General features: G+C 52.0%; 18 protein-coding genes. 5 read left to right on the top strand and 13 right to left on the bottom strand.

All coding sequences use genetic code 11. The features are described 5' to 3' along the window. Positions 1 to 14: 14 nt before the first annotated feature. From ACQ66Q_RS05490 to ACQ66Q_RS05500, 3 genes are all read right to left on the bottom strand, one after another. Entirely contained in the window at positions 15 to 1868 is a 1854-nt protein-coding gene (locus tag ACQ66Q_RS05490) for an alpha/beta hydrolase family protein (RefSeq protein ID WP_430455866.1), read from the bottom strand. A 328-nt stretch (positions 1869 to 2196) separates the two neighbouring features. Beyond that, on the bottom strand, positions 2197 to 5184 hold the full coding sequence (locus ACQ66Q_RS05495) for a TonB-dependent receptor (RefSeq protein WP_430455867.1): 2988 nt from the start codon (positions 5182 to 5184) through the stop codon (positions 2197 to 2199). Between the two features lie 149 nt (positions 5185 to 5333). After that, positions 5334 to 6374: a collagenase gene (locus ACQ66Q_RS05500; protein WP_430455868.1), complete on the bottom strand. Its 1041-nt coding sequence runs from the start codon at positions 6372 to 6374 to the stop codon at positions 5334 to 5336. Between the two features lie 114 nt (positions 6375 to 6488). Between ACQ66Q_RS05500 and ACQ66Q_RS05505 the strand changes: the two genes are divergently transcribed. The 4 genes from ACQ66Q_RS05505 to ACQ66Q_RS05520 are packed head-to-tail and all read left to right on the top strand — an operon-like array spanning position 6489 to position 11588. Then, entirely contained in the window at positions 6489 to 7622 is a 1134-nt protein-coding gene (locus tag ACQ66Q_RS05505) for a proline racemase family protein (RefSeq protein ID WP_430455869.1), read from the top strand. A 14-nt stretch (positions 7623 to 7636) separates the two neighbouring features. Beyond that, positions 7637 to 8776, top strand: coding sequence for a M24 family metallopeptidase (locus ACQ66Q_RS05510; RefSeq protein ID WP_430455870.1), 1140 nt, complete (start codon positions 7637 to 7639; stop codon positions 8774 to 8776). 24 nt (positions 8777 to 8800) lie between these two features. Further along, positions 8801 to 9742 carry an ornithine cyclodeaminase family protein gene (locus ACQ66Q_RS05515; RefSeq protein ID WP_430455871.1) on the top strand — a complete coding sequence of 314 codons (942 nt, stop codon included), beginning with the start codon at positions 8801 to 8803 and terminating at the stop codon, positions 9740 to 9742. A gap of 43 nt (positions 9743 to 9785) precedes the next feature. Further along, entirely contained in the window at positions 9786 to 11588 is a 1803-nt protein-coding gene (locus ACQ66Q_RS05520) for an MFS transporter (RefSeq protein WP_430455872.1), read from the top strand. An 81-nt stretch (positions 11589 to 11669) separates the two neighbouring features. On the opposite strand, the gene ACQ66Q_RS05525 is transcribed toward ACQ66Q_RS05520, so the two are convergent. The 10 genes from ACQ66Q_RS05525 to sdhC all read right to left on the bottom strand — a co-directional run bounded on the left by ACQ66Q_RS05525 (position 11670) and on the right by sdhC (position 23596). Beyond that, positions 11670 to 13199 carry a S10 family peptidase gene (locus ACQ66Q_RS05525; RefSeq protein WP_430455873.1) on the bottom strand — a complete coding sequence of 510 codons (1530 nt, stop codon included), beginning with the start codon at positions 13197 to 13199 and terminating at the stop codon, positions 11670 to 11672. Between the two features lie 117 nt (positions 13200 to 13316). Next, positions 13317 to 13592, bottom strand: coding sequence for a hypothetical protein (locus tag ACQ66Q_RS05530; protein WP_430455874.1), 276 nt, complete (start codon positions 13590 to 13592; stop codon positions 13317 to 13319). A 149-nt stretch (positions 13593 to 13741) separates the two neighbouring features. Continuing rightward, the gene (gene sucD / locus ACQ66Q_RS05535; RefSeq protein ID WP_031570684.1) at positions 13742 to 14614 is read right to left on the bottom strand and encodes a succinate--CoA ligase subunit alpha; all 873 of its coding nucleotides are present in this window, start codon (positions 14612 to 14614) and stop codon (positions 13742 to 13744) included. Continuing rightward, positions 14614 to 15780 carry an ADP-forming succinate--CoA ligase subunit beta gene (gene sucC / locus ACQ66Q_RS05540; RefSeq protein ID WP_430455875.1) on the bottom strand — a complete coding sequence of 389 codons (1167 nt, stop codon included), beginning with the start codon at positions 15778 to 15780 and terminating at the stop codon, positions 14614 to 14616. Before sucC ends, sucD begins: the two co-directional genes overlap by 1 nt. A 227-nt stretch (positions 15781 to 16007) precedes the next feature. Continuing rightward, positions 16008 to 17195: a 2-oxoglutarate dehydrogenase complex dihydrolipoyllysine-residue succinyltransferase gene (odhB, locus tag ACQ66Q_RS05545; protein ID WP_430455876.1), complete on the bottom strand. Its 1188-nt coding sequence runs from the start codon at positions 17193 to 17195 to the stop codon at positions 16008 to 16010. A 117-nt stretch (positions 17196 to 17312) separates the two neighbouring features. Then, on the bottom strand, positions 17313 to 20117 hold the full coding sequence (locus ACQ66Q_RS05550) for a 2-oxoglutarate dehydrogenase E1 component (RefSeq protein ID WP_430455877.1): 2805 nt from the start codon (positions 20115 to 20117) through the stop codon (positions 17313 to 17315). Between the two features lie 216 nt (positions 20118 to 20333). Continuing rightward, complete coding sequence (locus ACQ66Q_RS05555; RefSeq protein WP_377246654.1) at positions 20334 to 21053, bottom strand: succinate dehydrogenase iron-sulfur subunit; 720 nt, start codon at positions 21051 to 21053, stop codon at positions 20334 to 20336. A 12-nt stretch (positions 21054 to 21065) separates the two neighbouring features. Continuing rightward, entirely contained in the window at positions 21066 to 22838 is a 1773-nt protein-coding gene (sdhA, locus tag ACQ66Q_RS05560; RefSeq protein WP_430455878.1) for a succinate dehydrogenase flavoprotein subunit, read from the bottom strand. Further along, a complete protein-coding gene (gene sdhD, locus ACQ66Q_RS05565; protein WP_377246660.1) occupies positions 22839 to 23186 on the bottom strand; it encodes a succinate dehydrogenase, hydrophobic membrane anchor protein in 348 nt (115 codons plus the stop codon). After that, a complete protein-coding gene (gene sdhC, locus ACQ66Q_RS05570; RefSeq protein ID WP_430455879.1) occupies positions 23177 to 23596 on the bottom strand; it encodes a succinate dehydrogenase, cytochrome b556 subunit in 420 nt (139 codons plus the stop codon). Before sdhC ends, sdhD begins: the two co-directional genes overlap by 10 nt. A 326-nt stretch (positions 23597 to 23922) precedes the next feature. Here sdhC and ACQ66Q_RS05575 point away from each other — a divergent pair, with 326 nt between their 5' ends. Further along, positions 23923 to 25212, top strand: coding sequence for a citrate synthase (locus ACQ66Q_RS05575; RefSeq protein ID WP_430455880.1), 1290 nt, complete (start codon positions 23923 to 23925; stop codon positions 25210 to 25212). Positions 25213 to 25215: the final 3 nt, after the last annotated feature.

A 25215-nucleotide genomic window follows, 5' to 3' on the forward strand; every position in this document is an offset into this window, starting at 1 on the left:
AACGGGTCCTACATTCATTGCCCGGATTGAGTCAGATGACGCTGTAAAAACTGATCCAGCGCCTGAAAGGTCTGTAACCGGTGTTGATTGGTGCTGAGGTAATGATCGCCTTGTTCCAATTCAAGATATTCAACGTCTTTACCAGATTTCTTCAACAGCGCGGCCATTTGCCTGCTGTGTTTCACTCGCACCGTTCGATCTTTTGTGCCATGAACCAACAACACTGGTACTTGAATATCCGTGACGAAATTGACTGGTGAGCGCAATTCCAGGTCAACGTCATCGTCGCCAAGTTGCTTTTGTACCACTTTATAATTAGTAAAAGACTTGCTGTCGCCGACCAGTTGCTGCAAATCGGTCACCGGGGCGAAACTTGCAACACAACGATACAATTCAGGCGTTTTGATCACGCCCATTAAAGCTGCATAACCACCATAACTGGCACCGACAATACAAATACGCTTCGGGTCACTGACCCCTTGCTTGATTAACCAGCGGGTGCCATCTTCGACATCATCTTGCATTTGCAGACCCCAGTTTTTTAAGCCTGCCTGCATAAAATCAAAGCCATAACCAGAAGACCCGCGGAAATTCATTTGCAGCACTGCATAACCACGGTTAGCAAAAAATTGCGTCCAATAGTCAAATCCACCATCGTCGAAGCTGATCGGGCCACCATGTGGAAAAACAATCGTTGGCAGTTTTTTACCTGTACTTGCCTGAGGCAATGTCAGCCAGCCTTCAATCGCCAATCCGTCCCGCGCTTGGTAACTCACTTTGGTTTTTTCTGCCATTAAATCCGGTGGCAGTTGGCTGTAACGCTCCAGTAACGACGACATGTTTTTTTCTTTGCGATCCCAAAGCAAATACTGCCCAGGATGCGAGTCACTGGAAGATAACACCAGCATTAGACTCTCATCTTGGCTGGCACTGATGATTTCGTTACTGTATTCGGGCAATGCAGTATCGAGTGAACGTTGCAGTTTCACATATTCTTCGTCAATGTAACGACCACCCAGGCTAATTACTTTTTGCTTTGCCGCCGAGTATTGCATGCTGGCCGGGACATCATAATTTTCATCTGACATCACCAACTCGAGTTTTAATTGTGGATCATTCAGGTCCACCAGAAAAATGGCCCGCCGCCCCTGATGATAAGCCGAAACATAAAGCTGATTTGCGGCTTTGCCAAAACCAATAGGCCAAATCTCATCAGCCGACAAAGCTTCAAATTCCCACAATAGCCGATAGTCGTTGGTCGCGGCATCGCGCTCTTTAATTTGATAGGTAGTCCGCTGATGAAATATCGCAATGCGCGGCTGATGCTGTCGATCCGCCACCCAATCGATAAGATTTTCCCGCCCCGTAACCAACAACTGGGTTAGTTCACCATCGAGGTTGATTTTCACCACAGCCGTCGAGAGTTTATCGGTTAAGCCATCGACAGCCAGTAAAATATGCTTGGGATCGTCTGGTAAGTCATCGACGATATTGGACTGAAATTGTGGTACCCGAACTAATTTACTCAAGAACTGCCTGGGAATGACGTTTTCTGATTTGCCAGAATGAATATCTATTTTTAACAACCGGGTTTCAATCACGGGCGTGCCATAACGGCTCGATGCATAGGCTCCGCGCATCAACAATTGATCATTGTTCGCCCAGCTTAATGACAAAATGTTTAAATCACGACTATCCGCTTTGACCAAAAAACGCGACTTACCGTCCGCCAGATTAAATAGTTTCACCAGAACCAGTTGCTCTTTGTCGGTGTTAAATCGTTGCACCATCGATAACAAAGTACCATCAGGCGATAGTGTGATGTGGTCAATACTGGGAATACTGGCGAATGCCTCGACGGGTAACATAGCCGCAGACTGCTTTACTGCAGGCTCCTTGGCGACAGCTGCAAAAGTAAGAAAGCATAACAAGTGACAAAGTAGTTTATATTTCATGACAGGTCCGTTAGTCAGCAGAGGATAGATGAGAGGAATAGCACTAAAAATCACATCATTATGCAACATAATACACAATCAAAAAACAAAAATAGCCCGCAACGCCAAGTTGAGAGCGGTTTCAACAGCATTGCATTAAGCCTGCCGGATACCATCTGGCGCCATGCCAAGGCGTTTGAGGTCATAAAAAAACCGGCCATACAAACAGGCCGGTTTTTGCTAGACGAACTCAAAACTCAAATCAGAACTGGTAGCGCACCACCAGCGAGACGATCCGCGATGGCTGCAGGCCCTGCGCGATATCCCAGTCCGGGTTGGCGGCAAAACTGCCATCTGTTTTGGTGACTTGTGCGATTTCATTGACCCGCGTCGGTGTGTCCAGGTTGAACAGGTTGTAGGCTGTGCCTTTCACTGTTAAGTCCCCGCCTGCGACTGTGGTTTGATAGGTCAACGACAAGTCCATTTCATACAACCAGTCGAGACGACCCGCGCTGCCACGTGGGGCCGGCGTGCCGTCCCAGTTGTAGAAAGAAGCCTGATCATACCATTGGCTGGCACACCAATCGGCCCATAACGACGGTGCTTTACAGGTGTCGACGCCGGCCGGATGGATACTGAAGCGGTTTTTTGGTGCACCGGAAGTGGCGCGGGCGACTAAACCCAGACTCCAGTCGTCGCTGAGCTGATAAATCCCGCTGAATTTCAGTGCATGACGGTGATCGTTTGGCAGGTTGCCGTAGCCGTGGTCCATCAGATCGGCATAATCGTAGGACGTGGTCCAGCCCGGATCGGCCTGGCCGTTATCAGTACGGACCAAACCTTCGGTCATGCCCCAGCTGTGCGACCAGACGTAAGAAGCAAACACCTGCAGCTCATCCAGTGGTTTACCTTCGAGGGTAAACTCGGCAGCCAGATAACGCCGTTTCGGATCCGGTAATTGCAGATCGGTCGCGCTTAATTCCACCCGCTCTTTTTTGCCATCCTGATCAAAGTCATACAAGAAGGTCACGTCCTGACCCGGATTGATCAGCGTGTAGAAATAACTTTCATTTGATTTATTCTTTATTTTGTTTTGCTTCAGCCACTGTGCCACCACCGGGCCGAGATCCGAATCTTCAATCGACTGTTTTAAATCGCGATACACCAACCGCGCGCCGCCTTTATAGCGCTCGCCGAGCTGCTGTTCGATACCAAAAGTCCATTCATCGGAATACATCGGGCCCAGATCTTGCGCTGCAATGCGTTCAACATCGACGGTACCACTTTGCACAGTATTGGTGGCCACCAGCGCACCAATGTCCGGTGAACCGTCCGCTTTTAACAGTGGGCTGCCATTCGCGGCAAGCTGGCCCGGTTTGTAATAAAAGTGCAGATCTTTCTGACCGCTGGCCTGTTTGATATTCATGTTGGCGGCGATCGGCTGGAAGTAACGGCCGGCAGTGGCAAACACTTTCTGACTGCCATCACCATGACGGTCCCAGATCAGTTGCAGGCGTGGCGCGATCTGATTTTTTAACTCAGCATAGGCCTCGCCGGTGGTGGCGGTGTTTTCGAAATTGCTGTGGCGGATCCCGGCGTTTAACACCAGCGTGTCGGTCATTTGCCAACTATCCTGCAGATAAAATGCCGCCGAATTCACTTCGGTTTCACCACCGGTATCACGCTGGCGTTTACGGATATAAGTACCTGCCGGCAGGTTGATGCGTGGAATAGCGGTATAAGTGCGATATTCCCACCAGCCGCGTGCTTCACCGACGCCATTCTGATATTCCAGATAATCCACAGTTAAGTTTTCACTGTCATAACCAAACTGCAGCGTGTGATCGCCCAGCTGCCAGGTAAAATCTAACCGGATCTGGTCGCGCTGATACGACTCACCGGTCAGATTGCTGGTGGTCCAGTCGCCGATGCTCTCGCCATTAAGGTTGACATAATCCCAGACGCCGGGCAGGTCATTGGTCGGCACTGTGTCGCTGTTATCTTCAACCCGGCCCACTGTGGCAGACACCGAGAAATCATCAGTGAAAAAACCCTGATAACGCGCCGAATACAGAGTGCCGCCGCTGGTGGATAACGTCGTGCCGGTGTGGTCGCCGACGCCACTTTGTTTGTTCCATTTGTAGTTTTGATAAGTCAGATCTGCACTGTTATCCAACGCGGTCAGTGTCAGCGAGTGATCTTCGGTGATATACCAGTCCAGATTCACAAACCAGCGGTTGTCATCTTTGGTGTAGTCGGTAAAAGCTGTGCCCGCAGAATTGGCATACTCCTCCTGATAACGCCGTGGATTAAACAATGCGTAAAAAAACGCTTTGTCTTCCAGCAAAGGGCCACTGAGCCAGACACTGGCTTCGCGGAACTGTTTTTCACTCGCTTCGTTGTTCAGCGACATACTGCCATTGGGGTTATATACAGTGTCGTGGGATGATGCCAATGCTGCCGGGTCATAGCGCAATTCGGCGCCGTAGCGAAACTCGTTAGTTCCCGATTGCGATACTGCGTTCACTACCCCGCCGATAAAACGATCGTATTCAGCAGAAATACCGCCGGTTTTCACCTGCGTCTGCGAAATCGCTTCCCAGGGTAAATCAATAGAACCAATACCCGTGCGCAGCGCGCTGATATTCATACCGTTTAAGAAATAGCCATTTTCGGCCGACGATGCGCCACCAAAGCTTGAGGCTTTAAACTGGGAACTGCGCGCCACACCCGGGGTTAATAAGGCAATGTTTTCGAAACCGGTGTTGACCGGCATTAAATCAAGTGTGGCGGCATCCAGCGTCAGACCTGCAGTCGAATCACTGGTATCGATTTGGCGCATCATCGCACCTTTGACTTCAATGCGCTCAATATCGCCATCCTGTGGCAGCACCGGCGCGAATGTCTGTGCCTGACCGAGGCTGATATTCAGTTGCTGTAATTCGACCGGCGCCTGACCGGCGCGGCTTGCGAGCACCTGATAACGGCCGACCGGCAGTGCGCGCAGCACATATTCGCCTTTGGCATTGGTCTGTGCCGAGCGGCTAAAGCCCTGCTCCAGATGTTTCACTGTGATAGTGACATTTTCCAGCTGCTGGCCGGCGCTGGAACTGACCACGCCTCGCAGCAAACCGGAAGTATTGTCCTGCGCCATGACCGCGCTGGTGTTTAGCGCCAGACCAAGCGCACTGGCTAGCAAAGATAAGCGTAGGGTGTTGATTTGATGGCTTATTTTATGACTGTGTTTCACTGTCCAATCCTTACGTTAGGATATTATATATTGTATACCATTTCTGGCAGGCGCTATCCTAGATGAAAAATTCGCCAACTGTAAAGGGGTGTTTTTGCATTTACGTCACAAAAATGGCGCCATAGTGCTGCTTGGGCAGCGGTCCCAGATCAGGGTTTGGGCTGGGCATCCTTGGTCTTAGAAACTTTGCTCTGAGAAACCTTTCTCTGAGAAACGTGGGCCAGCCACTGCTTAAAGCCGGCATCCAGTGACGTTCCCCAGCTTTTCACCAGAGCCTGATAACGCGGGTAATCGCCGGCGCGCCAGAATTGCAGCAGCTGGCTGGTTTTAGCGGGATGCTGTTCAATCAGGTAACGGCTGGCGAGATAACCCCAGCGATACACCCGCTCGCTGCCGCCGTTCTGTTCATAGCCGGTGTTAAACAGCGCACTGAGCTCAAACGCCGGGTTTGCCGCCAATGCTAATGCTTGCGGGTTGTCTGCCCCATGCGCGATGTATTCAGCCAGACCTTCAGTCCACCACACGAGGTATGGCGTCAGTGGGGCTGGCTTTGGGCAATTTTCCGGTGCGGCATGGGAATCGTGTAAGTTGGCGCAAAAATCGCCATAGAGGTTAAACCGACCATCGAGGTAATGGATAAACTCGTGCTGTAAGTTCCACACTTCGCCGTTTTCGCGCTGATAAGTGACAAATTCGGCCTGGTTGCCGGGCCGGTCCGGGATGCCTTCCAGATACATGCCGCCGTTATCGGTTGGCATCGAAAAATGCAGTCCGGCGTAACGTTGATAATCCGCTTTGGAGGCATAAATGTTGGCGCGCAGGGTCGTGTTGCCATCATGTGCGACAGGTTTATGTCCGGTCTGCAGCAATTGATGAAACCTTTGCTCCAGCGCGGCCAGCTCAGTGCAAATTTGTGTCAACTGGCCAGCCTGAAGCCTTGCATGGCGCAGTTGTAAAGTATCGCTGCAGCGATGCAATTGATGCAGCACTTCAGACACTGCCGGCCCCGCCGGTGCTTTGTCTACCATGGCCCATGCCGGTAACGGCAGTGCTGCTGTCCACAGCGCCAGCCCGGCAACAGCCCACGGCAATGCATGTACTGTCAGCCCTCTTGTTTTAACCAGCCGCTCCGGCACCGGCCGGTTGAGCCGCGCTAGTGGCTGTGTTTCAGCTAAAAAAAATCCCCGCATCACATTCTCCTGTTCCGGTGGAAAATCCACCAAGTGGCTTTACATTGTCATTAAATATATTGTATACAATAGTCATGTATTAAAATGCAACGCCAGGATAAAGGGCACGCAGTTATGTTGAATCCACCTGTTTCCCCCAAGGCCCCGCAGTCAGCCGAACTAGCACCGCAACTGAGCCAATGGACACCAACTGCGTCCACTTCGAGTATTCAGACGCTTGATTGTCACACCGCCGGTGAGCCACTGCGCATCGTCACGGCAGGTTTCCCGCTGCTGCGCGGCGCGACTGTGCTGGCAAAGCGGCAGTATTGTTTGCAGCACCATGACGCGCTGCGACAACTACTGATGTTTGAACCACGCGGGCATGCCGATATGTACGGCTGCATCATCACGCCAGCGGAACGGCCTGACAGTGCTTTTGGCGTGATCTTCTTGCACAACGAGGGCTACAGCACCATGTGCGGCCACGCGATGATTGCGCTGGCGAAGGTGGCAGTAGAAAGTGGCGCGGTTGCGGTGACGTTGCCGGTCAGCAGTTTTTGCGTGGACGCCCCTTGTGGTCAGGTGCGGCTTTATGCCGAAGTGACCGCGACCACAACGCCGAACGGCAGCGGCTATCAGGTCCGCGACAGCTGGTTTGACAATGTGCCGTCTTTCGTCGACGGGCCGCGCCGTGTGACGCATGTGCCAGGCCTCGGCGTTGTGTCTTATCAGCTGGCGTATGGCGGCGCTTATTATGCGTATGTCGAAGCCGCTGATATTGGTCTGTCGCTAGCTGCGACCAATCACCGCGCCATCATTGCCGCCGGTCAGCAGATCAAGCAGCAGATCAACACAGAACTTGAAATCAGCCATCCGTTTGCCGCCGATTTAAGCTTTTTATACGGTGTGATCTTCACCGGACCGGCCCATACCGCACAAACCAGCGCACACCCGGCTACCGCAACGGCGGATCTGCGAAATGTCTGTGTCTTTGCCGATGGTGAACTGGATCGCAGCCCGACCGGCAGTGGCGTGAGCGGACTAGCGGCAATTTTGCACCAGCGCGGCCAGCTGCAACCGGGTGAAATACTTCGCGTTGAAAGCATCACCGGCGCGGTATTCCAAGTCAGCGTGCTGCAGTCGTGCAGCTATGGACCCCATGCCGCTGTGATCCCACGCGTGCGCGGCCGGGCCTTTGTCACCGGCCGGCACCAGTTTTTCTTAGACCCACATGATCAATTTCCACAAGGATTTATTTTTCGATGAATACAGGGATCCCCATGCGCGCCGATCTGCCGGCGTCACCCGAATATACCCGGCGCATGCGCCAGTTTCGCCAGGCCATGCAACAGGCAGGTCAGGACGCCGCGCTGATTTTTGCGCCGCAACATCTGCGTTATCTGCTGAATTATGCCGGCGAAGCAGCGACCGCCCTGATCAGTAACGACCAGTGTTACCTCATCACCGACTATCGCTTTGAAGCGCAGGCGCGACAGGAAACAGTACAGGCGCAGCCGCAATGTCAGGTGTTGTGTCGCGACCGTGACCGGCAAAGCCTCGGCGCTTTACTGGGCCAGCTGCTGGCTGATTTGCACTGCCACAACCTGTGGTTTGAAGCTGACCAGATCACAGTCCAGCTGTGGCAACAATTGCTGTCAGATCTGCAATCGGCCGGCGATGGCCATCTGCTGCGGGCCAGCGCTTGCCCGCCGGTCCTCGCCGCTATGCGAATGGTTAAAGATGATTATGAAGTCAGCCAAATTCAGCAGGCTGCGGCTATCGCAGACAGTGCATTGGCGCAGGTACTTGGATTATTGAAACCGGGGATCCGCGAGCACGAATTTGCCACTGAGCTGGAATATCAGCTGAAAAAACGCGGTGCCGACGAGTTGTCGTTCGCCACTATCGTCGGTTTTGGTGCACGATCGGCGCTGCCACATGCTTTACCCGGCGATAAACGGCTGCAAAAAGGCGATTTGGTGTTGGTGGATTTTGGCGCTGCGGTCAATGGCTATCGCTCCGATATGACGCGCAGTTATGTCGCTGGAAAGCCGGACGTGATGCAACAGGCGCTGTATCAGACGGTACGGCAGGCACAGCAAGCAGCGCTGGCAAGCGTTAAAGCCGGCGTGACTGCGAGCAGCCTGTTTCAGCTCTCAGATCAGCTGCTGCAACAATCCGAATTTGGTCGTTTCGCCGGGCCCGGCCTTGGTCATGGTGTCGGTCTGCAATTGCATGAGCAACCCTTTCTGAGTCCAAACTGCCACACGCCACTGCAAAGCGGCATGGTGGTGACGATAGAGCCGGGTTTATACCTGCCCAACTATGGCGGCGTGCGGCTGGAAGACGACGTATTGGTGACCGAGCGTGGTTACTCTTTGCTGACGCAAGCACCGAGCCGCTTCGAACTACCGCTCTGATCAAATAACAAAAAAGGAACACCGATGCAGTTTATCAGTGCACAACAAGTCGATCAGGTACTGGAGTTTCCAATGCTGATCAACGCTTTACAACGTGGTTTTGCCAATGAATTTTCGATGCCGGCGCGCCAGGTTTTTCCGCTGTCGCCAGCTGGCAACGAGGCGTTTGCGCTGTTGCCGGCCTGGACCGCTGACCTGATTGGCGTCAAAGCTTTTTGTTATTTTCCGGGCAACAGCACAGTCAATCTGCCGACTTTGCATTCCAATATCCTGTTGTACCGGCGGGAGGACGGCACACCGCTGGCGATGGTCGAAGGCACGCGCGTGACGTGCTGGCGCACCGCGGCGGTTTCAGCGCTGGCGGCACGTTATCTGGCGCGCCACGACGCCGCGACCTTGTTGTTGCTTGGTACTGGCGCCCTCGCCTTGCCGCTGATCCTGGCCCATTTGTCGGAACGGCCGCTGCGCCGTTTGCTGCTATGGGGCCGCTCCCCCGCTAAAGCGGCGCAGCTACGCCAACAGGTGCAACAACGCTATCCGGCGCTAGAGATTGAAATCTGCACCGACATCAAAGCCGGCTGCCGCGAGGCCGACATCATTGTGGCTGCCACCGGCAGCGCGACGCCGCTGCTGTTTGGCGCCGACATTCGCCCCGGTTGCCATGTCGATGTGCTTGGCAATCACAGCCCGGCGCAGCGCGAGTGTGACAGTGTTTTATTACAACGGGCGTCGGTCTATGTCGATGACCGGCGCAACGTACTCAATGAAGCCGGCGAACTGCTGATCCCGATCAACGAAGGCGTGTTTGCCGCCAGTGCTATTCGCGCCGAACTGGCAGAACTGTGCCGCGCCAACCGCTTCGCCCGCCAATCAGATCAGGAAATCACGTTGTTTAAATCGGTTGGCACTGCACTGGCCGATTTGCTTTGTGCCGGCCTGGTGCTGCAGCAACCGTATTTCAGTTAAGCCAGCATCGTCGCCCCATCAGCGTCTCTTTTCGGGAGTTTTCATGACCTCAGTCCACGCGAAGACCCGCACGGCCAAACCCTTTGGCCGCGCTTTTTATCTTGCCAATGGCATGGAGATTTTTGAACGTTTGGCCTGGTATGGCTTTTTCAGTCTGTCGTCGTTGTACCTGACCAGCCCGCGTAGTCAGGGCGGCCTGGGTTTCAGCGATCAGGAACGCGGTTTTTTACAGGGCATGATCCCGTTTTTGCTGTATTTGTTACCGGTGCTGACCGGTGCGCTGGCCGATCGCTATGGTTACCGCCGGATGTTTTTACTGTCATTTTGTTTGATGGCACCGGGATATTTTTTGCTTGGCCAGATGCACAGCTTCTGGCCGTTTTTTGCGGTATTTTTGCTGGTGGCTATCGGTGCTGCTTGTTTTAAACCTGTGGTGGTCGGCACGGTCGGCCGCAGCAGTGACGACAGTAACCGCGGTCTGGCATTTGGTGTGTTTTATACCATGGTCAACATCGGCGGTTTTTTAGGTCCGCTGGTCGCCGGTTATTTACGCGCCATCAGCTGGGATTTGGTGTTCCTGATGTCGTCGTTCTGGATCCTGCTGAATTTTATTCCAGCCCTGCTGTGGTATCGCGAACCGCAACCTGCAGGCGCTACGACTGCAGATCAGCGCAGCCTGCCTCAGGTGTTGCTCGATATGCAAAGTGTGCTCGGCAATGGCCGGCTCGCGTTGTTAGTGCTGCCGCTGTTATTGCTTTTGATGTTCAGCCCGAGGTTGCCATTAAGCCCGTCGCTGTTGCTGGCGATTGGCCTGAGCTGGCTGGTCCTAAACCTGCTGTGGAGTGCCTGGCAACGCTTTCGGTCGGCATCTGCTGCAACCGCAGCGGCCTCAGATCAGGCGCGGCCGTGGTACCGGCAACCGATCCGGTTGGGGCACCGGCCTTTTGTGGTGTACCTGCTGATCCTGACCGGCTTTTTTACCGCTTATATGCAACTGTTTATCACGTTGCCGCTGTATCTGCGTGATTATGTCGATACCGCCGATTTGGTGCGGTACTTAAGCAGTGTCGCTCCGGGCACGCTGGAATATCTGGCCGCGGTGAACGTACCGCAGCTTGCTATCGCATTGCCCGCAATGGCGCAGCAATATCTGGCAGATCCGGCGCAGCTGCCTGACATCGCCCGCCAACTCGCCCACCATAAAGTCCAGCTGCCACTGGCCGATCTTGCTTCGGGTTTACAGCAGCTTAATCAGGCCGGCTCCGATGCGATGCAGCTCGCACACCAGTGGACACTGGCACACCGGCAAATTAATCCGGAATATATCGTCAATCTAGGCTTTCTCAGTATTGTGCTCTGCCAGATCGCCATCAGCCAGCTGATCCAGCGCTGGCCGGCGCTGCCGGTGCTGGTCGGCGGTACTGTGCTGCTCAGTCTGGGTTTATTGCTGTGTGGTCTGTCCGCTGACGCCCGTATCACCGGCGCCGCGCTCGGTGGTGGCGTGCTGGCGATCGGCGGTGTGTTGTTGTTTTCGCTCGGTGAAATGGTGGCATCGCCAAAAAGCCAAGAGTATGTCGCAGCGATTGCACCGGCGCGTCAGACCGCGATGTACATGGGTTATTATTTTGTTGCCATGGCGCTTGGTAACTTATTCGCCGGCTTATTGTCGGGCTGGTCCTACAGTTATTTCGGCCAGACGCTGCAACAACCGATGCTGATGTGGGGTTTGTTTGCGCTGATCGCTGGCCTCACCGCGACAGCATTATTATGCTTTCATTATTGGTTGCGTCGCGCCACCAGCACAGACCCTATGGCGCAGCCGCTCTCAGCAGCAGACGGTACCTGAAGCGACAACAGCGGCTGCAGCAACAACAAAAGCGGCACTGGGCCGCTTTTGTCATCACATCACCAATTTGCACGTCGCGGATCAGTACTTCGCAGCCTGCCCTTCTTTTGGTAACGACGCTTTGATAAAGGCGCGCAGATCGTCATTGGATGATTTTAAATCTTCATAACGCAGATACATCATATGACCACTGCGATAGCCTTTAAAACTCAACCGAGATTTCATCTTGCCGCTCGGGTCCAGCTGCCACATGCTGTACTTGGCGTCAAAGTAGTTGGTCGCACCGTCATAATAACCCGATTGGATCATCACGTTCAGATACGGGTTTTGTGCCATCGCCTGACGCAGGTTTTCACCGGTCTGATCGCCGTCGCGGTTCCACGGGTGCACCGGGCCAAACATGTTGTATTTGATGTCCGTTTTATAATTCAGATCAGTCCGCAAATAATGATTCATCGCCGGCGTGAAGGAATGTAACCAAGACGTCAGTTCGGCGTTGTAATCCGGTTCTGCCCCAGCATCTTTTTTATCGATACCAAGGTAACGTGAATCCAGCCGGCCCACAGTCTGGCCGCGGTCGCGCAGTAACTCTTTCCAGAAATAATCGGTCGGAATGTCGAGGTTATTCGCCAGCACCGCCTGTACTGACAACCCGGAGAATTTGGCCACTTGCGCTGCCACCTGCTGTCTGTCGGCTACTTCAACATAAGAGCCTTTCGCCAGATGTGGTAAATAGGTGTTTAGCGTGAACTGTTCGGATTGTGCCAACACGTCCATCAGATCCAGTTGCTGTAATTCAGCCGGCAGTTTTTTGTGATACCAGGCCGTCGCCGTGTAATACGGCAAGCGGTTCGCCACATCAACCGGGCCTTCGCGTTTGATGCCAAGCTCGGTTGGTGATACCAGGATCACGCCGTTCAGATACATCCATTCTTTGTTTTGCAGTGCTAACGCCAGGCCAGACACGCGTGTGGTGCCATAACTTTCACCGATCAGGAACTTTGGCGACGGCCAGCGTTGATGGCGGCTGACAAAGGTTTCGATCCAGGATGACAGATAGTTCACATCTTCATTGACGCCAAAAAACATCTTTTGCTGCGCGTCGCGCGATGGCATTTTGCCGTCTTTGCCCGGTAATACGCGGGAATAAGCAGTATTCACCGGATTCACAAACACGATGTCGGCGGTATCGAGCACCGAATATGGGTTGTCTTTGGTGCCATATGGCTGCAGCGGATAGCCTTCACTGTCGACGTTCAGCGCACGTGGCCCGCTGTATGCAATCTGCATCCAAACTGACGCCGAGCCCGGGCCGCCGTTAAACGAAATTAACAAAGGTCGCTTCGACCTGTCTTTGATATCCGAACGTTCGTAATAGGTATAAAACAATGTCGCCGTTGGATTGCCTTCTTCATCCCATACCGGCTGCGTGCCGGTCTCGGCGGTATAAGGAAAGCTGACATTATTCACTTCCGCCTGATGTTTGGTGACCACCACTTTGTCGATATCAATCTGGCGGTTGTGACTCTCTGGCGCAGCATCTGCCGCCTGTACCGGTAACAGCGGCATACTCAGCAACAGGGCTGACAGCAAAAACACTTTATTTTTCATGAAATGGCTCTTGGTTAGGCAAAGAAAACAGCTGGTCTTGATTAAACTGCGGGAACGCCCAAGAAATATAGTCAGACTGAGACCAATAACCAAAATACAGGTTAAGTGCGGAGATCCTTAGTCTTGCTGTACTGAATAACACTGCTGACGCCACCTGAGGAAAGTCTGAGTATTCAGTGTGAAGCGCACCAGGATATAAGTAACTCCGGACGCTGCAACAACCTGCAGTAAATAGTTCAGGCTGGTATCACTAAAGAAAAGACCAATCAGCGGCGCCATCTGCCAGCCGATAAAAAATGAAATGCGTTGCGTTAAAACCTTGCGGTCGACTGGCAATAACACCCATGACCATAGCAGTGTGTACCCCAACAGCCCAATCCAGAAGATATCCATATCGTCGCTTCCCTGACCTTCTATAGGCCTCAACATAAACCAATGCATTTCAAACCGTCAATGCAGGTAAAACCCTATAAACAACTTTTTTGCCAACAAAAAACCCGTCACAAGGACGGGTTTTTCAACACTCCAAAACTAAGCAGCTATTACCAGCCAGTCAGTTCACGCAGTGCTTTACCGATGTCTGCCAGAGAACGTACGGTTTTAACACCAGCGTCTTCCAGCGCACGGAATTTGTCATCAGCAGTACCTTTACCACCAGAGATGATGGCGCCAGCGTGGCCCATGCGCTTACCAGCTGGTGCAGTCACACCGGCAATGTAAGACACAACTGGTTTAGTCACGTGAGCTTTGATATAAGCAGCCGCTTCTTCTTCAGCAGTACCACCGATCTCACCGATCATGATGATCGCTTCAGTCTGTGGATCTTCCTGGAATAATTTCAGGATGTCGATGAAGTTAGAACCTGGGATTGGATCGCCACCGATACCAACACAAGTAGACTGACCGAAACCTTCGTCTGTGGTTTGTTTCACAGCTTCATAAGTCAGTGTACCTGAACGCGAAACGATACCCACTTTGCCCGGCTTGTGGATATGGCCTGGCATGATACCGATTTTGCATTCGCCTGGCGTGATCACGCCTGGGCAGTTAGGGCCGATCATGCGAACGCCTTTACGATCAACGTATTCTTTGGCGAACAGCATATCGATAGTCGGGATACCTTCAGTGATACATACGATCAGTTCCAGACCTGCATCAGCCGCTTCGATGATCGCGTCTTTACAGAAAGGAGCCGGAACGTAAATCACAGTAGCAGTAGCGCCAGTGGCAGCCACAGCTTCTTTTACTGTGTTGAACACTGGTAAACCAATGTGCGTCGTGCCGCCTTTACCTGGACTTACACCACCAACCATTTTAGTGCCGTATTCCAGCGCCTGAGTTGAGTGGAAAGTGCCTTGGCTACCGGTGAAACCCTGGCAGATGACCTTAGTGTCTTTGTTGATGATAATAGACATTATTTGCCCTCCGCGGCTTTCACTACAGCTTTAGCAGCTTCTGATAATGAAGTCGCAGCGATGATGTTCAGGCCAGAACTTTGCAGTTTCTGTGCGCCTAATTCAGCGTTGTTACCTTCTAAACGAACCACAACCGGTACGCTTACACCGACTTCTTCAACTGCACCGATGATGCCTTCGGCGATCATGTCGCAACGAACGATACCACCGAAGATGTTGACGAATACTGCTTTTACAGCAGAGTCAGACAGGATGATTTTGAATGCTTCGGTCACGCGCTCTTTCGTCGCACCACCGCCAACGTCCAAGAAGTTTGCTGGCTGGCCACCGCTTAATTTCACGATGTCCATAGTACCCATAGCTAAACCGGCACCGTTAACCATACAACCGATGTTACCTTCTAAAGCAACATAGTTCAGTTCCCACTGAGCAGCACGGGCTTCACGCTCGTCTTCTTGTGATGGGTCATGGAAAGCGCGCAGTTTTGGCTGACGGTACAGTGCATTGCTGTCAGCAACCAGTTTGGCGTCTAAGCAGTGCAGGTTGCCGGCAGAAGTGATCACCAGTGGGTTCACTTCGATCATTGCAATGTCCAGATCAACAAACATCTTGGCGAGGCCTAAGTAGATGTGAGTGAACTGTTTGATTTGCGTGGCATTTAAACCCAGTTGGAATGCAATTTCACGCGCCTGGAACGGCTGAGCGCCTACCAGCGGATCGATCGCCATCTTGATGATTTTTTCCGGGCTTTCTTCGGCGACTTTCTCGATGTCAACGCCACCTTCAGTCGACGCCATGAAAATAATGCGACGGCTTGAACGATCTACCACGGCACCTAAATACAGTTCTTTTTCAATATCTGTACAGGTTTCAACCAAGATCTTGCTAACAGGCTGACCTTTTTCGTCAGTTTGATACGTAACCAGGTTTTTGCCCAACCAATTTTGCGCAAAGGTACGGATCTCTTCTTTAGAAGTCACTAACTTCACACCGCCCGCTTTACCGCGACCACCAGCGTGAACCTGAGCTTTCACTACCCACTTGTTACCACCAATGCGGTCTGCTGCTTCTGCTGCGGCTTGTGGAGTTTCTTCCGCGTAGCCTTCAGATACAGGTAAACCGTATTCGCGAAACAGCTGTTTTGCCTGATACTCGTGCAAATTCATGGCTTATTTCCGTTTTTCTTTAGTTTGTGACCGGGACAACCGGCCTGACCCATTGAGCAAAGCCGTAGCGATACTCAGATGATTTGGAGACTCAGGTGTTAACCTTTGCCTCCGGTTTTTGTTATACCCTTCACCGTTGACTATGTGGAGATGTTGGCTGCTTTCATTCGCTGAGGCGCCAATCTCTTTCGGCTATCGCCTACCCACATCGCCAATGGTTTTAGGTATTAGATGTCCAACAGAATACGCGTTGGATCTTCTAATAATTCTTTGATCGTTACCAGGAAGCCAACTGACTCTTTACCGTCGATGATGCGGTGATCATAAGACAGCGCCAGATACATCATTGGCAGAATTTCCATCTTGCCGTCGACAACCATCACGCGGTCCTGGATCTTGTGCATACCCAGAATGGCTGATTGCGGCGGGTTGATGATTGGTGTAGACATCAACGAACCAAATACGCCACCGTTAGTGATAGTGAAGTTACCGCCAGTCAGGTCGTCGATCGACAGCTTGCCGTCACGGCCTTTCAGTGCCAGAACTTTGATAGCTTTTTCGATTTCAGCCAGGTTCATCTTGTCACAGTCACGCAGCACTGGTGTTACCAGACCACGAGGTGTAGACACTGCAATGCTGACGTCAAAATAGTTGTGATAAACGATATCATCGCCATCAATCGCTGCGTTCACTTCAGGGAAACGTTTCAGCGCTTCAGTCACGGCTTTAACGTAGAAAGACATGAAACCTAAACGGATACCATGTTTCTTCTCGAACACGTCGGCATATTGCTTACGCAGGTCCATGATTGGTTTCATGTTGACTTCGTTAAACGTCGTCAGCATCGCAGTAGAGTTTTTCGCTTCCAGCAGACGGTTAGCGATGGTTTTGCGCAGGCGCGTCATCGGCACACGTTTCTGTGAACGGTCACCTGAAACCACTGGTGCAGCAGCTACTGGTGCAGCTGCAGCTTTTGCTGGTGCAGCAGGCGCGCCAGCCAGGAATTTCTCGACGTCTTCTTTAGTCACGCGGCCATTTTTACCAGAACCCTGGATTTTGGCAGCATCTAAGCCTTTTTCAGCGATCAGGCGACGGACAGACGGCGTCAGTACATCGTCAGTTGCTTCGGCAGCAGCCGGAGCGGCAGCTGCTGGGGCGGCGGCAGGTGCTGCAGCGGCAGTTGCGCCGGCATTCATCTGACCAATCACTTGCTCAGCCAGTACCGTAGCGCCTTCTGCGTGCAGAATTTCGCCCATTACGCCGTCAGCTTGCGCGACGACTTCTAATACTACTTTGTCAGTTTCAATATCAACCAGGACCTGGTCGCGGCTGACTGCTTCACCTGTTTTTACATGCCAGGTGGCGATTGTTGCATCTGCAACGGATTCTGGGAGTACCGGGACTTTAATTTCCACTTTGTCACCTTTTTACAGATTGGTTTATGTCTGTCTTATCTTGGAAAACCAAAGTCAGTGCAGACAACTGCACTGACCCGAAAAAATAAGCCCGAAGCAGATGCTCCGGGACTGTGTTTATGCCAGCGTTAACGCAGCGTTGATTAAAGCCTGCTGCTGTTTGTTATGCACTGACAGATAACCGACTGCCGGCGATGACGAAGCATCGCGTCCGGCATAAGTCAGTTTGGCACCAGTCGGGATCGCAGCCCAGAAGTTGTGCTGGCTGCAATACCAGGCGCCCTGATTCTGTGGTTCTTCCTGACACCAGACAAAATCTTTCACGTGCTGGTACTGCGCCAGCACGGCGGCCATTTCGTCCTGCGGGAACGGATACAACTGTTCCACCCGCACAATGGCAATCGATTTGATATCGCGTTTACGGCGCTCTTCCAGCAGGTCGTAATAAACCTTGCCGCTACAGAACACGACGCGGCTGACATCTGCCGGATTCAGCGCATCCACTTCACCGATGACGTTGTGGAACTGACCAGAGGCCAGCTCTTCCAGCGTCGAAGTAGCAAGCGGATGACGCAGTAAAGACTTCGGCGACATCACAATCAACGGACGACGCACTGGACGAACCATCTGACGGCGGATCATGGCGTAGACCTGTGCCGGCGTCGTTGGTACCACTACTTGCATATTGTGATCAGCACACAGCTGTAAGAAACGTTCCAGACGAGCTGAAGAGTGCTCCGGGCCCTGACCTTCATAACCGTGTGGCAACAGCAGCGTCAGACCACAGAGACGGCCCCACTTCTGTTCGCCTGAACTTAAGAACTGGTCGATGACAACCTGAGCGCCGTTGGCGAAGTCACCAAACTGGCCTTCCCAAATCACTAATGCACGTGGCTCAGTGGTGGCGTAACCGTATTCAAATGCCAACACCGCTTCTTCTGACAGCGCAGAATCGTATACCTGGAATGGACCTTGATCAGCTCCGAGGTTTTCCAGCGGTGTGTACACAGATGCATCGTTCTGGTTGTGCAATACGGCATGACGGTGGAAGAAAGTACCACGGCCTGAATCCTGCCCCACAATCCGAATGCGCGAGCCAGTACCGGCAATTGACGCATAAGCCAGAATTTCAGCAAAACCCCAGTCGATTTTTTTCTCGCCTTTGAGCATCAATGCACGGTCTTCATAGACCTTGCCGACCTGACGTTGCAATACATGCTCAGCCGGCACTTTGATCGCTTTTTCACCCCAGGCAATTAAATCGGCAACCGACATACTGGCGTCATAAGAGGTCGTCCACTCGTGGCCAAGATACGGTGTCCAGTCAACGGCAACTTCCGTCATCTGGCGCCATTCTTCCACCACGCATTCGCCTTTATCCAGCGCGTTGCGATAGCCATCGATCATGGCCTGCACTTCGTCAGCACTGAACTGACCGGCTTTGATCAGCTTGTCAGCGTATAGCTCACGCGGTGTCGGGTGTTTTTTGATTTTCTGGTACATCAGCGGCTGCGTCGCATTCGGCTCGTCCGCTTCGTTATGACCATTACGACGGTAACAAACCAGATCAATCACCACATCGCGTTTAAAGGTGTTGCGGTAATCTACGGCAAGCTGGGCAACAAACACCACTGCTTCCGGATCATCACCGTTGACGTGGAAAATTGGCGCCTGCACCATCTTGGCGATATCAGTACAGTATTCTGTAGAGCGGGTATCTTCAGGGTTTGACGTGGTGAAACCGACCTGATTGTTGATCACCAGACGGATTGTGCCACCCACTTTAAAGGCGCGGGTCTGAGAAATGTTGAACGTTTCCGCAACAACACCCTGGCCGGCAAAAGCCGAGTCGCCGTGAATCGTAATTGGCAACGCCTGAGAACCATCGGTGCAACCACGACGGTCCAGACGGGCGCGTACTGAGCCCATCACTACCGGGTTCACGATCTCAAGGTGTGACGGGTTAAACGCCAGAGCCAGGTGGACGTTGCCGCCTTTGGTGACGAAATCAGACGAGAAACCCATATGGTATTTCACGTCACCGGCACCGACGACTTCGTATTTACCGGCGAATTCATCAAACAATTTGCCCGGGTTTTTCCCTAGAACGTTCACCAAAGTGTTCAAACGACCGCGGTGCGCCATACCAATGACGCAGTCTTTCGCGCCTTGTTCGCCGGCACGATGGATCATCGCCTTCAGCATTGGCACCATGGCATCACCGCCTTCCAGGCCAAAACGTTTCGCGCCCGGGAATTTGGCGGATAAATAACGCTCAAGACCGTCCGCAGCAACCAGACCGTTCAGGATCTGTGCTTTGGTGGCTTTGTCATAATTCGGCGTCGAACGCACGCCTTCCAGACGTTGCTGGATCCAGCGTTTTTCGTCAGTCGAGACGATGTGCATATATTCAGCGCCGACTGAACCACAATAGGTGGTTTCCAGTGCCTGCACTAAATCACCGAGTTTCATCTGTTCACTGCCGGCCACAAAAGAGCCAACATTAAACTCAGTGTCAAAATCTGCCTGGCTTAAATCATGGTAGGACAATTCGAGATCCCGAACCCGTGGTCGTTTCCACAGTTCGAGCGGGTCAAGTTTGGCATGCTGATGACCGCGGAAACGATACGCGTTGATCAGCTGCAGGACTTTAACCTGACGGCTGTCACCGCTGCCTTGGACGGCAACGACTTCGCGATGTTTGTTTTTGGCAAGTTCAGCAAACTGCTGGCGGATTTCAGAGTGACGGGATTCCAGATCAACGCCGTCGATTTTAGGTAACTTCGCGAAAAACTCACGCCATTCGTCACCAACGCTGGTCGGTTCAGCTAAGTAGGATTCATAGAGCTCATCTACGTAGGCCATGTTACCACCGCCAAGATGAGAAGACTCTAACCACGCCTTCATTACACCTTCGTGCATTTACGTTCCCTTATCTCGAAGCACCTGGAAAAAGTAGCAAAAAAATAATCAGGTTACAGGCTTTATGACTATTTTTTCCTGGGCACAGCCAGTCGCCAAAGCGGGCTGTATTTTATACTCACAGAAACAGCCCGCAAGCGGGCTGTCCGTATATTTTCTGCTTTTCCGTCATTTTGCTGAAAAAACAATCCAAAGTGTCGGATAACAGACGGGCGCTTACAGCGCCCGGTTTAACAGCATAGACTTAATCTGACCAATCGCTTTGGTCGGATTCAGGCCTTTTGGACATACGTTGACACAGTTCATGATACCGTGGCAGCGGAACACGCTGAATGCATCGTCTAAATCGTTCAGACGTTGCTCAGTTGCCGTATCACGGCTGTCCGCCAGAAAACGGTATGCATGTAACAGACCGGCCGGGCCGATGAACTTGTCAGGATTCCACCAGAATGATGGGCAAGACGTTGAACAACAGGCACACAGAATACACTCATACAGGCCATCCAGCTTCTCGCGCTGTTCCGGCGACTGCAGGTATTCACCAGCTGGTGGCAGACCGTCATTGATCAGGTAAGGTTTCACCTTCTCATATTGGGTATAGAACTGCGACATATCAACCACCAGGTCACGCACAACTGGCAAACCTGGTAATGGACGAACCACAATTTTACCGCCTTTGCCTTTGCCTAAAGCAGACAATGGTGTGATACAGGCCAGACCGTTTTTACCGTTCATGTTCAGACCGTCAGAACCACACACACCTTCACGGCAGCTGCGACGGAATGACAGACTTGGATCCTGCTCTTTTAATTTCAGCAGCGCATCCAACACCATCATGTCACGGCCTTCCGGATTATCCAGCGTGTAATCCTGCATCCGTGGCGCCTGATCAACATCAGGATTGTAACGATAGACAGAGAATTCTAACTTCTTCATTCTGCAGCCCTCTTAGTACGTACGTGCTTTAGGCGGGAAAGCGTCACGGAACTTAGGTTCCATGTTCACTTTGCGCTTAAACATTGATTCAGTATCAGGCGTGTAGACGCTGTGGCATAACCAGTTTTCGTCATCACGATCCGGGAAGTCGAAACGGGCGTGCGCGCCACGGCTTTCGGTACGGTAGTTCGCCGCAACAGCTGTCGAGAACGCAGTTTCCATCAGGTTGTCCAGTTCCAGACATTCAATACGCATAGTATTGAAATCAGAGCTCTTGTCATCCAGACGCGCATACTTCAGACGCTCACGGATCACTTTAAGCTGTTCCAGACCTTCGGCCATGGCCGCGCCTTCACGGAATACCGAGAAGTTCAGCTGCATGCATTGTTGCAGGTCTTTTTTGATTTGGACTGGGTCTTCACCCTGCCCTGGCTTCGTCGCTTCCCAACGTTGGGTCCGATCTAAAGCAGCCTGCAGATCCGAGTCAGAGGCTGCACGGTATTCTGTGCTGGCAGCCAGTGCTTCACCGAGGTGTAAACCAGTTGCACGACCAAATACTACTAAGTCTAACAGTGAGTTACCACCTAAGCGGTTGGCACCGTGTACAGACACACAAGCGATTTCACCACAGGCGAATAAGCCTGGCACCACGACTTCAGAGCCGTCGGCTTTTGGATGAATAACCTGACCATGTACGTTGGTTGGAATACCACCCATCATATAGTGACAGGTTGGGATCACCGGAATTGGCTCTTTCACCGGATCAACGTGTGCGAATGTTTTCGACAGTTCACAGACGCCCGGTAAACGGCTTTCTAAAACTTCGGCACCTAAGTGGTCCAGTTTCAGCTTGATATGCGGGCCCCATGGACCATCACAACCACGACCTTCACGGATCTCAGTCATCATCGAACGGGCTACCACGTCACGACCGGCAAGGTCTTTGGCGTTTGGCGCGTAACGTTCCATGAAACGCTCACCGTCTTTATTTAATAAGTAACCACCTTCACCACGGCAACCTTCGGTTACCAGCGTACCGGCACCTGCGATACCTGTCGGGTGGAACTGCCACATTTCCATGTCCTGCAGCGGCACACCGGCACGTAACGCCATACCAACACCGTCACCGGTATTGATGTGTGCGTTAGTAGTTGAGGCGAAAATACGGCCTGCACCACCGGTCGCCAGCACCACAGCGCGTGATTTGAAGTACACAATTTCACCGGTTTCGATTTCAATGGCGGTACAACCAACCACGGCGCCGTCCTGGTTTTTCACCAGATCGAGCGCATACCACTCGGAGAATACTTGTGTTTTGTTTTTAACGTTTTGCTGATACAGCAAGTGCAATAACGCGTGACCGGTACGGTCCGCTGCGGCTGCTGTACGGGCGGCTTGTTCGCCACCAAAATTTTTCGACTGACCACCAAATGGACGCTGATAAACACGGCCATTCTCAAAGCGAGAGAACGGTAAGCCCATGTTTTCCAGTTCAGTAATGGCTTCAGGACCAGTTTTACACATGTATTCGATAGCGTCCTGGTCACCGATATAATCGGAACCTTTGACGGTGTCGAACATGTGCCATTCCCAGTTGTCCGGATGCGAGTTACCCAGTGCAACAGTGATACCGCCCTGTGCAGACACAGTGTGAGAACGGGTTGGGAATACTTTGGACAATAAGGCACAAGTCAGGCCTGATTCAGTGATTTGCAGTGCGGCACGCATACCTGCACCACCTGCGCCGATCACAACGGCATCAAATTCGCGAACTGGAATATTCAATTAAACACCCCACAGAACAAAGAGGCCAACAGCCACATAACCAAATGCCAGCGTCGTCAGGAAAAATTGCAGAATTGCACGCAGCGCAGCAGATTTGACGTAGTCAGTCAGGACCTGCCACAAACCGATTTTGGTGTGTACCGCGATACAGACCAGTGCCAGCAATGTGAACGCTTTAACTAACAGATTGGAAAATAACGCTTTCCAGTTGTCGTAAGTCACTTCAGGCGTGATCAGGAAAAAACCGAGAATAAACAACGTATATAACGTCAGGATAATCGCTGTTGCACGCAGAGATACATAATCCTGCACACCGTCGCGTTTTAAAGATGCTTGATTCAGAACCATAACCAGACTCCAGCTAATACTGCAACAACCAGCCACAGGCCAATGGCCGCTTTGGCGCTGGCGTTACCAGACTCTAATTCTTCCCAGTGGCCCATATCCATAATCAGGTGACGGATACCGCCAATGATGTGGTAGGACAATACCGTCAGTGTGCCCCACGCGATGAATTTAGCGATGAACGATGTCATCACTTCTTTCACTGCGGCGAAGCCTTCAGGTGAAGATAACGAGGCGGCCCAGGCCCAGATCACGAACACTAAAGCGAAGAACATGGCAACGCCGGTGACACGATGCAGGATAGAGGCTTTGGCCGTAGCAGGCATGGATATAGTGGATAGATCGAGATTTACAGGTCTTTGCTTTTTCACAGTTTCTTGCCTATGAATGCCCTTTGCGGGCTTTGTTGTCATTATCGTTGCTGCATAAACAGTCAACACCCAACGGATATACAGGCCTTAGCACAAAGTGGTTCAGCCCTTTATTTATCTATCTATCGGTGAACTGATTTCGAACCCGCGACAGTATATATTTCACAACCTCGGATTACAATTTATGTTTATTTTTACTGAAGAAATTCTGCATTCGTTACAGTAACGATTCGCACAGTGAACACAATACGACTAGAGTCGAATACTTATTAACCGCAAGCGCATTAAAATTGACTTTGGTGCCCTGATTACGGGTAGAATAAGAATTCGCTACAGATTTAAACCAATAACAACACAGGAGAAATCCAATGGCCGATAAAAAAGCTGTCGTGCACATCGAAGGTCTGGCGCCATTTGAGTTGCCTATCTACGCCGGCACTGCGGGTACTGATGTGATCGACGTTCGTGCTTTGGGTCAACAAGGTTATTTCACATTTGACCCCGGTTTTATGTCGACTGGCTCTTGTGAATCAAAAATCACTTATATCGATGGCGACAATGGGGTGTTATTGCACCGCGGTTACCCGATTGAACAGTTGGCCGTTGAATCTGATTACCTCGAAACCTGTTATCTGTTACTCGAAGGCGAACTGCCTTCAGCCGAACAATACAAACAATTCCGCCATGTGATCACACGCCACACGATGGTGCATGAGAAACTGGCGTCGTTCTTCCAGGGTTTCCGGGTTGACGCACACCCAATGGCGATGCTGTGTGGTGTAGTCGGTGCGATGTCGTCGTTCTACCACTCAGACTTAAACGTCAACGACCCAGAGCAACGTAAACGCTCTGCGCACCGCCTGATTGCCAAGCTGCCGACTATTGCAGCCATGGCTTACAAATACACCATCGGTCAGCCATTCGTATACCCACGTAACGAACTGAGCTACGCCGAAAACTTCCTGCACATGATGTTCTCTGTGCCGGCAGAAGAATACAAAGTCAGTCCAATTGTCGCCAAAGCGATGGACCGTATTTTCATGCTGCATGCAGACCATGAACAAAACGCATCGACTTCAACAGTGCGTCTGGCAGGCTCTTCCGGTGCAAACCCTTATGCCTGTATCGCTGCTGGTATTGCCTCACTGTGGGGCCCGGCACATGGCGGCGCCAACGAAGCTTGTCTGGTGATGCTGCAGGAAATCGGCTCTGTTGCCCGTATTCCTGAATTTGTGGCCCGTGCCAAAGACAAAAACGACTCTTTCCGCCTGATGGGCTTTGGTCACCGCGTTTACAAAAACTTTGACCCTCGTGCCAAAGTCATGCGCGATACCTGCCACGAAGTGTTAAAAGAGCTTAACATTAAAGATCCTCTGCTGGATGTAGCGATGGAACTGGAGAGTATTGCGCTGTCAGACCCGTACTTCATCGAGAAGAAACTGTACCCGAACGTCGATTTCTACTCAGGCATCATCCTGAAAGCCATTGGTATTCCAACCAGCATGTTCACCGTGATTTTCGCGATGTCACGCACCGTTGGCTGGATCTCACACTGGGACGAAATGCTGTCAGACAAAGGCCACAAGATCGGCCGTCCACGTCAGCTGTACACCGGTTACACCCAACGCGATTACGTCAGTAAATCAACGCGTAACTGAACT

It is taken from the genome of Rheinheimera sp., from assembly GCF_965283995.1.
Lineage (GTDB): Bacteria > Pseudomonadota > Gammaproteobacteria > Enterobacterales > Alteromonadaceae > Pararheinheimera.

What these genes read in the sequence shown, in the direction of transcription:
- ACQ66Q_RS05515 (WP_430455871.1), top strand. Translation starts at nt 8,801, where the DNA reads ATGCAGTTTATCAGTGCACAACAAGTCGATCAGGTACTGGAGTTTCCA.
- ACQ66Q_RS05550 (WP_430455877.1), bottom strand. Translation starts at nt 20,117, where the DNA reads ATGCACGAAGGTGTAATGAAGGCGTGGTTAGAGTCTTCTCATCTTGGC.
- sdhC (WP_430455879.1), bottom strand. Translation starts at nt 23,596, where the DNA reads ATGACAACAAAGCCCGCAAAGGGCATTCATAGGCAAGAAACTGTGAAA.
- ACQ66Q_RS05520 (WP_430455872.1), top strand. Translation starts at nt 9,786, where the DNA reads ATGACCTCAGTCCACGCGAAGACCCGCACGGCCAAACCCTTTGGCCGC.
- ACQ66Q_RS05555 (WP_377246654.1), bottom strand. Translation starts at nt 21,053, where the DNA reads ATGAAGAAGTTAGAATTCTCTGTCTATCGTTACAATCCTGATGTTGAT.
- ACQ66Q_RS05530 (WP_430455874.1), bottom strand. Translation starts at nt 13,592, where the DNA reads ATGGATATCTTCTGGATTGGGCTGTTGGGGTACACACTGCTATGGTCA.
- ACQ66Q_RS05490 (WP_430455866.1), bottom strand. Translation starts at nt 1,868, where the DNA reads ATGTTACCCGTCGAGGCATTCGCCAGTATTCCCAGTATTGACCACATC.
- ACQ66Q_RS05500 (WP_430455868.1), bottom strand. Translation starts at nt 6,374, where the DNA reads ATGCGGGGATTTTTTTTAGCTGAAACACAGCCACTAGCGCGGCTCAAC.
- sucC (WP_430455875.1), bottom strand. Translation starts at nt 15,780, where the DNA reads ATGAATTTGCACGAGTATCAGGCAAAACAGCTGTTTCGCGAATACGGT.
- ACQ66Q_RS05525 (WP_430455873.1), bottom strand. Translation starts at nt 13,199, where the DNA reads ATGAAAAATAAAGTGTTTTTGCTGTCAGCCCTGTTGCTGAGTATGCCG.
- sucD (WP_031570684.1), bottom strand. Translation starts at nt 14,614, where the DNA reads ATGTCTATTATCATCAACAAAGACACTAAGGTCATCTGCCAGGGTTTC.
- ACQ66Q_RS05510 (WP_430455870.1), top strand. Translation starts at nt 7,637, where the DNA reads ATGCGCGCCGATCTGCCGGCGTCACCCGAATATACCCGGCGCATGCGC.
- ACQ66Q_RS05575 (WP_430455880.1), top strand. Translation starts at nt 23,923, where the DNA reads ATGGCCGATAAAAAAGCTGTCGTGCACATCGAAGGTCTGGCGCCATTT.
- ACQ66Q_RS05505 (WP_430455869.1), top strand. Translation starts at nt 6,489, where the DNA reads ATGTTGAATCCACCTGTTTCCCCCAAGGCCCCGCAGTCAGCCGAACTA.
- sdhD (WP_377246660.1), bottom strand. Translation starts at nt 23,186, where the DNA reads ATGGTTCTGAATCAAGCATCTTTAAAACGCGACGGTGTGCAGGATTAT.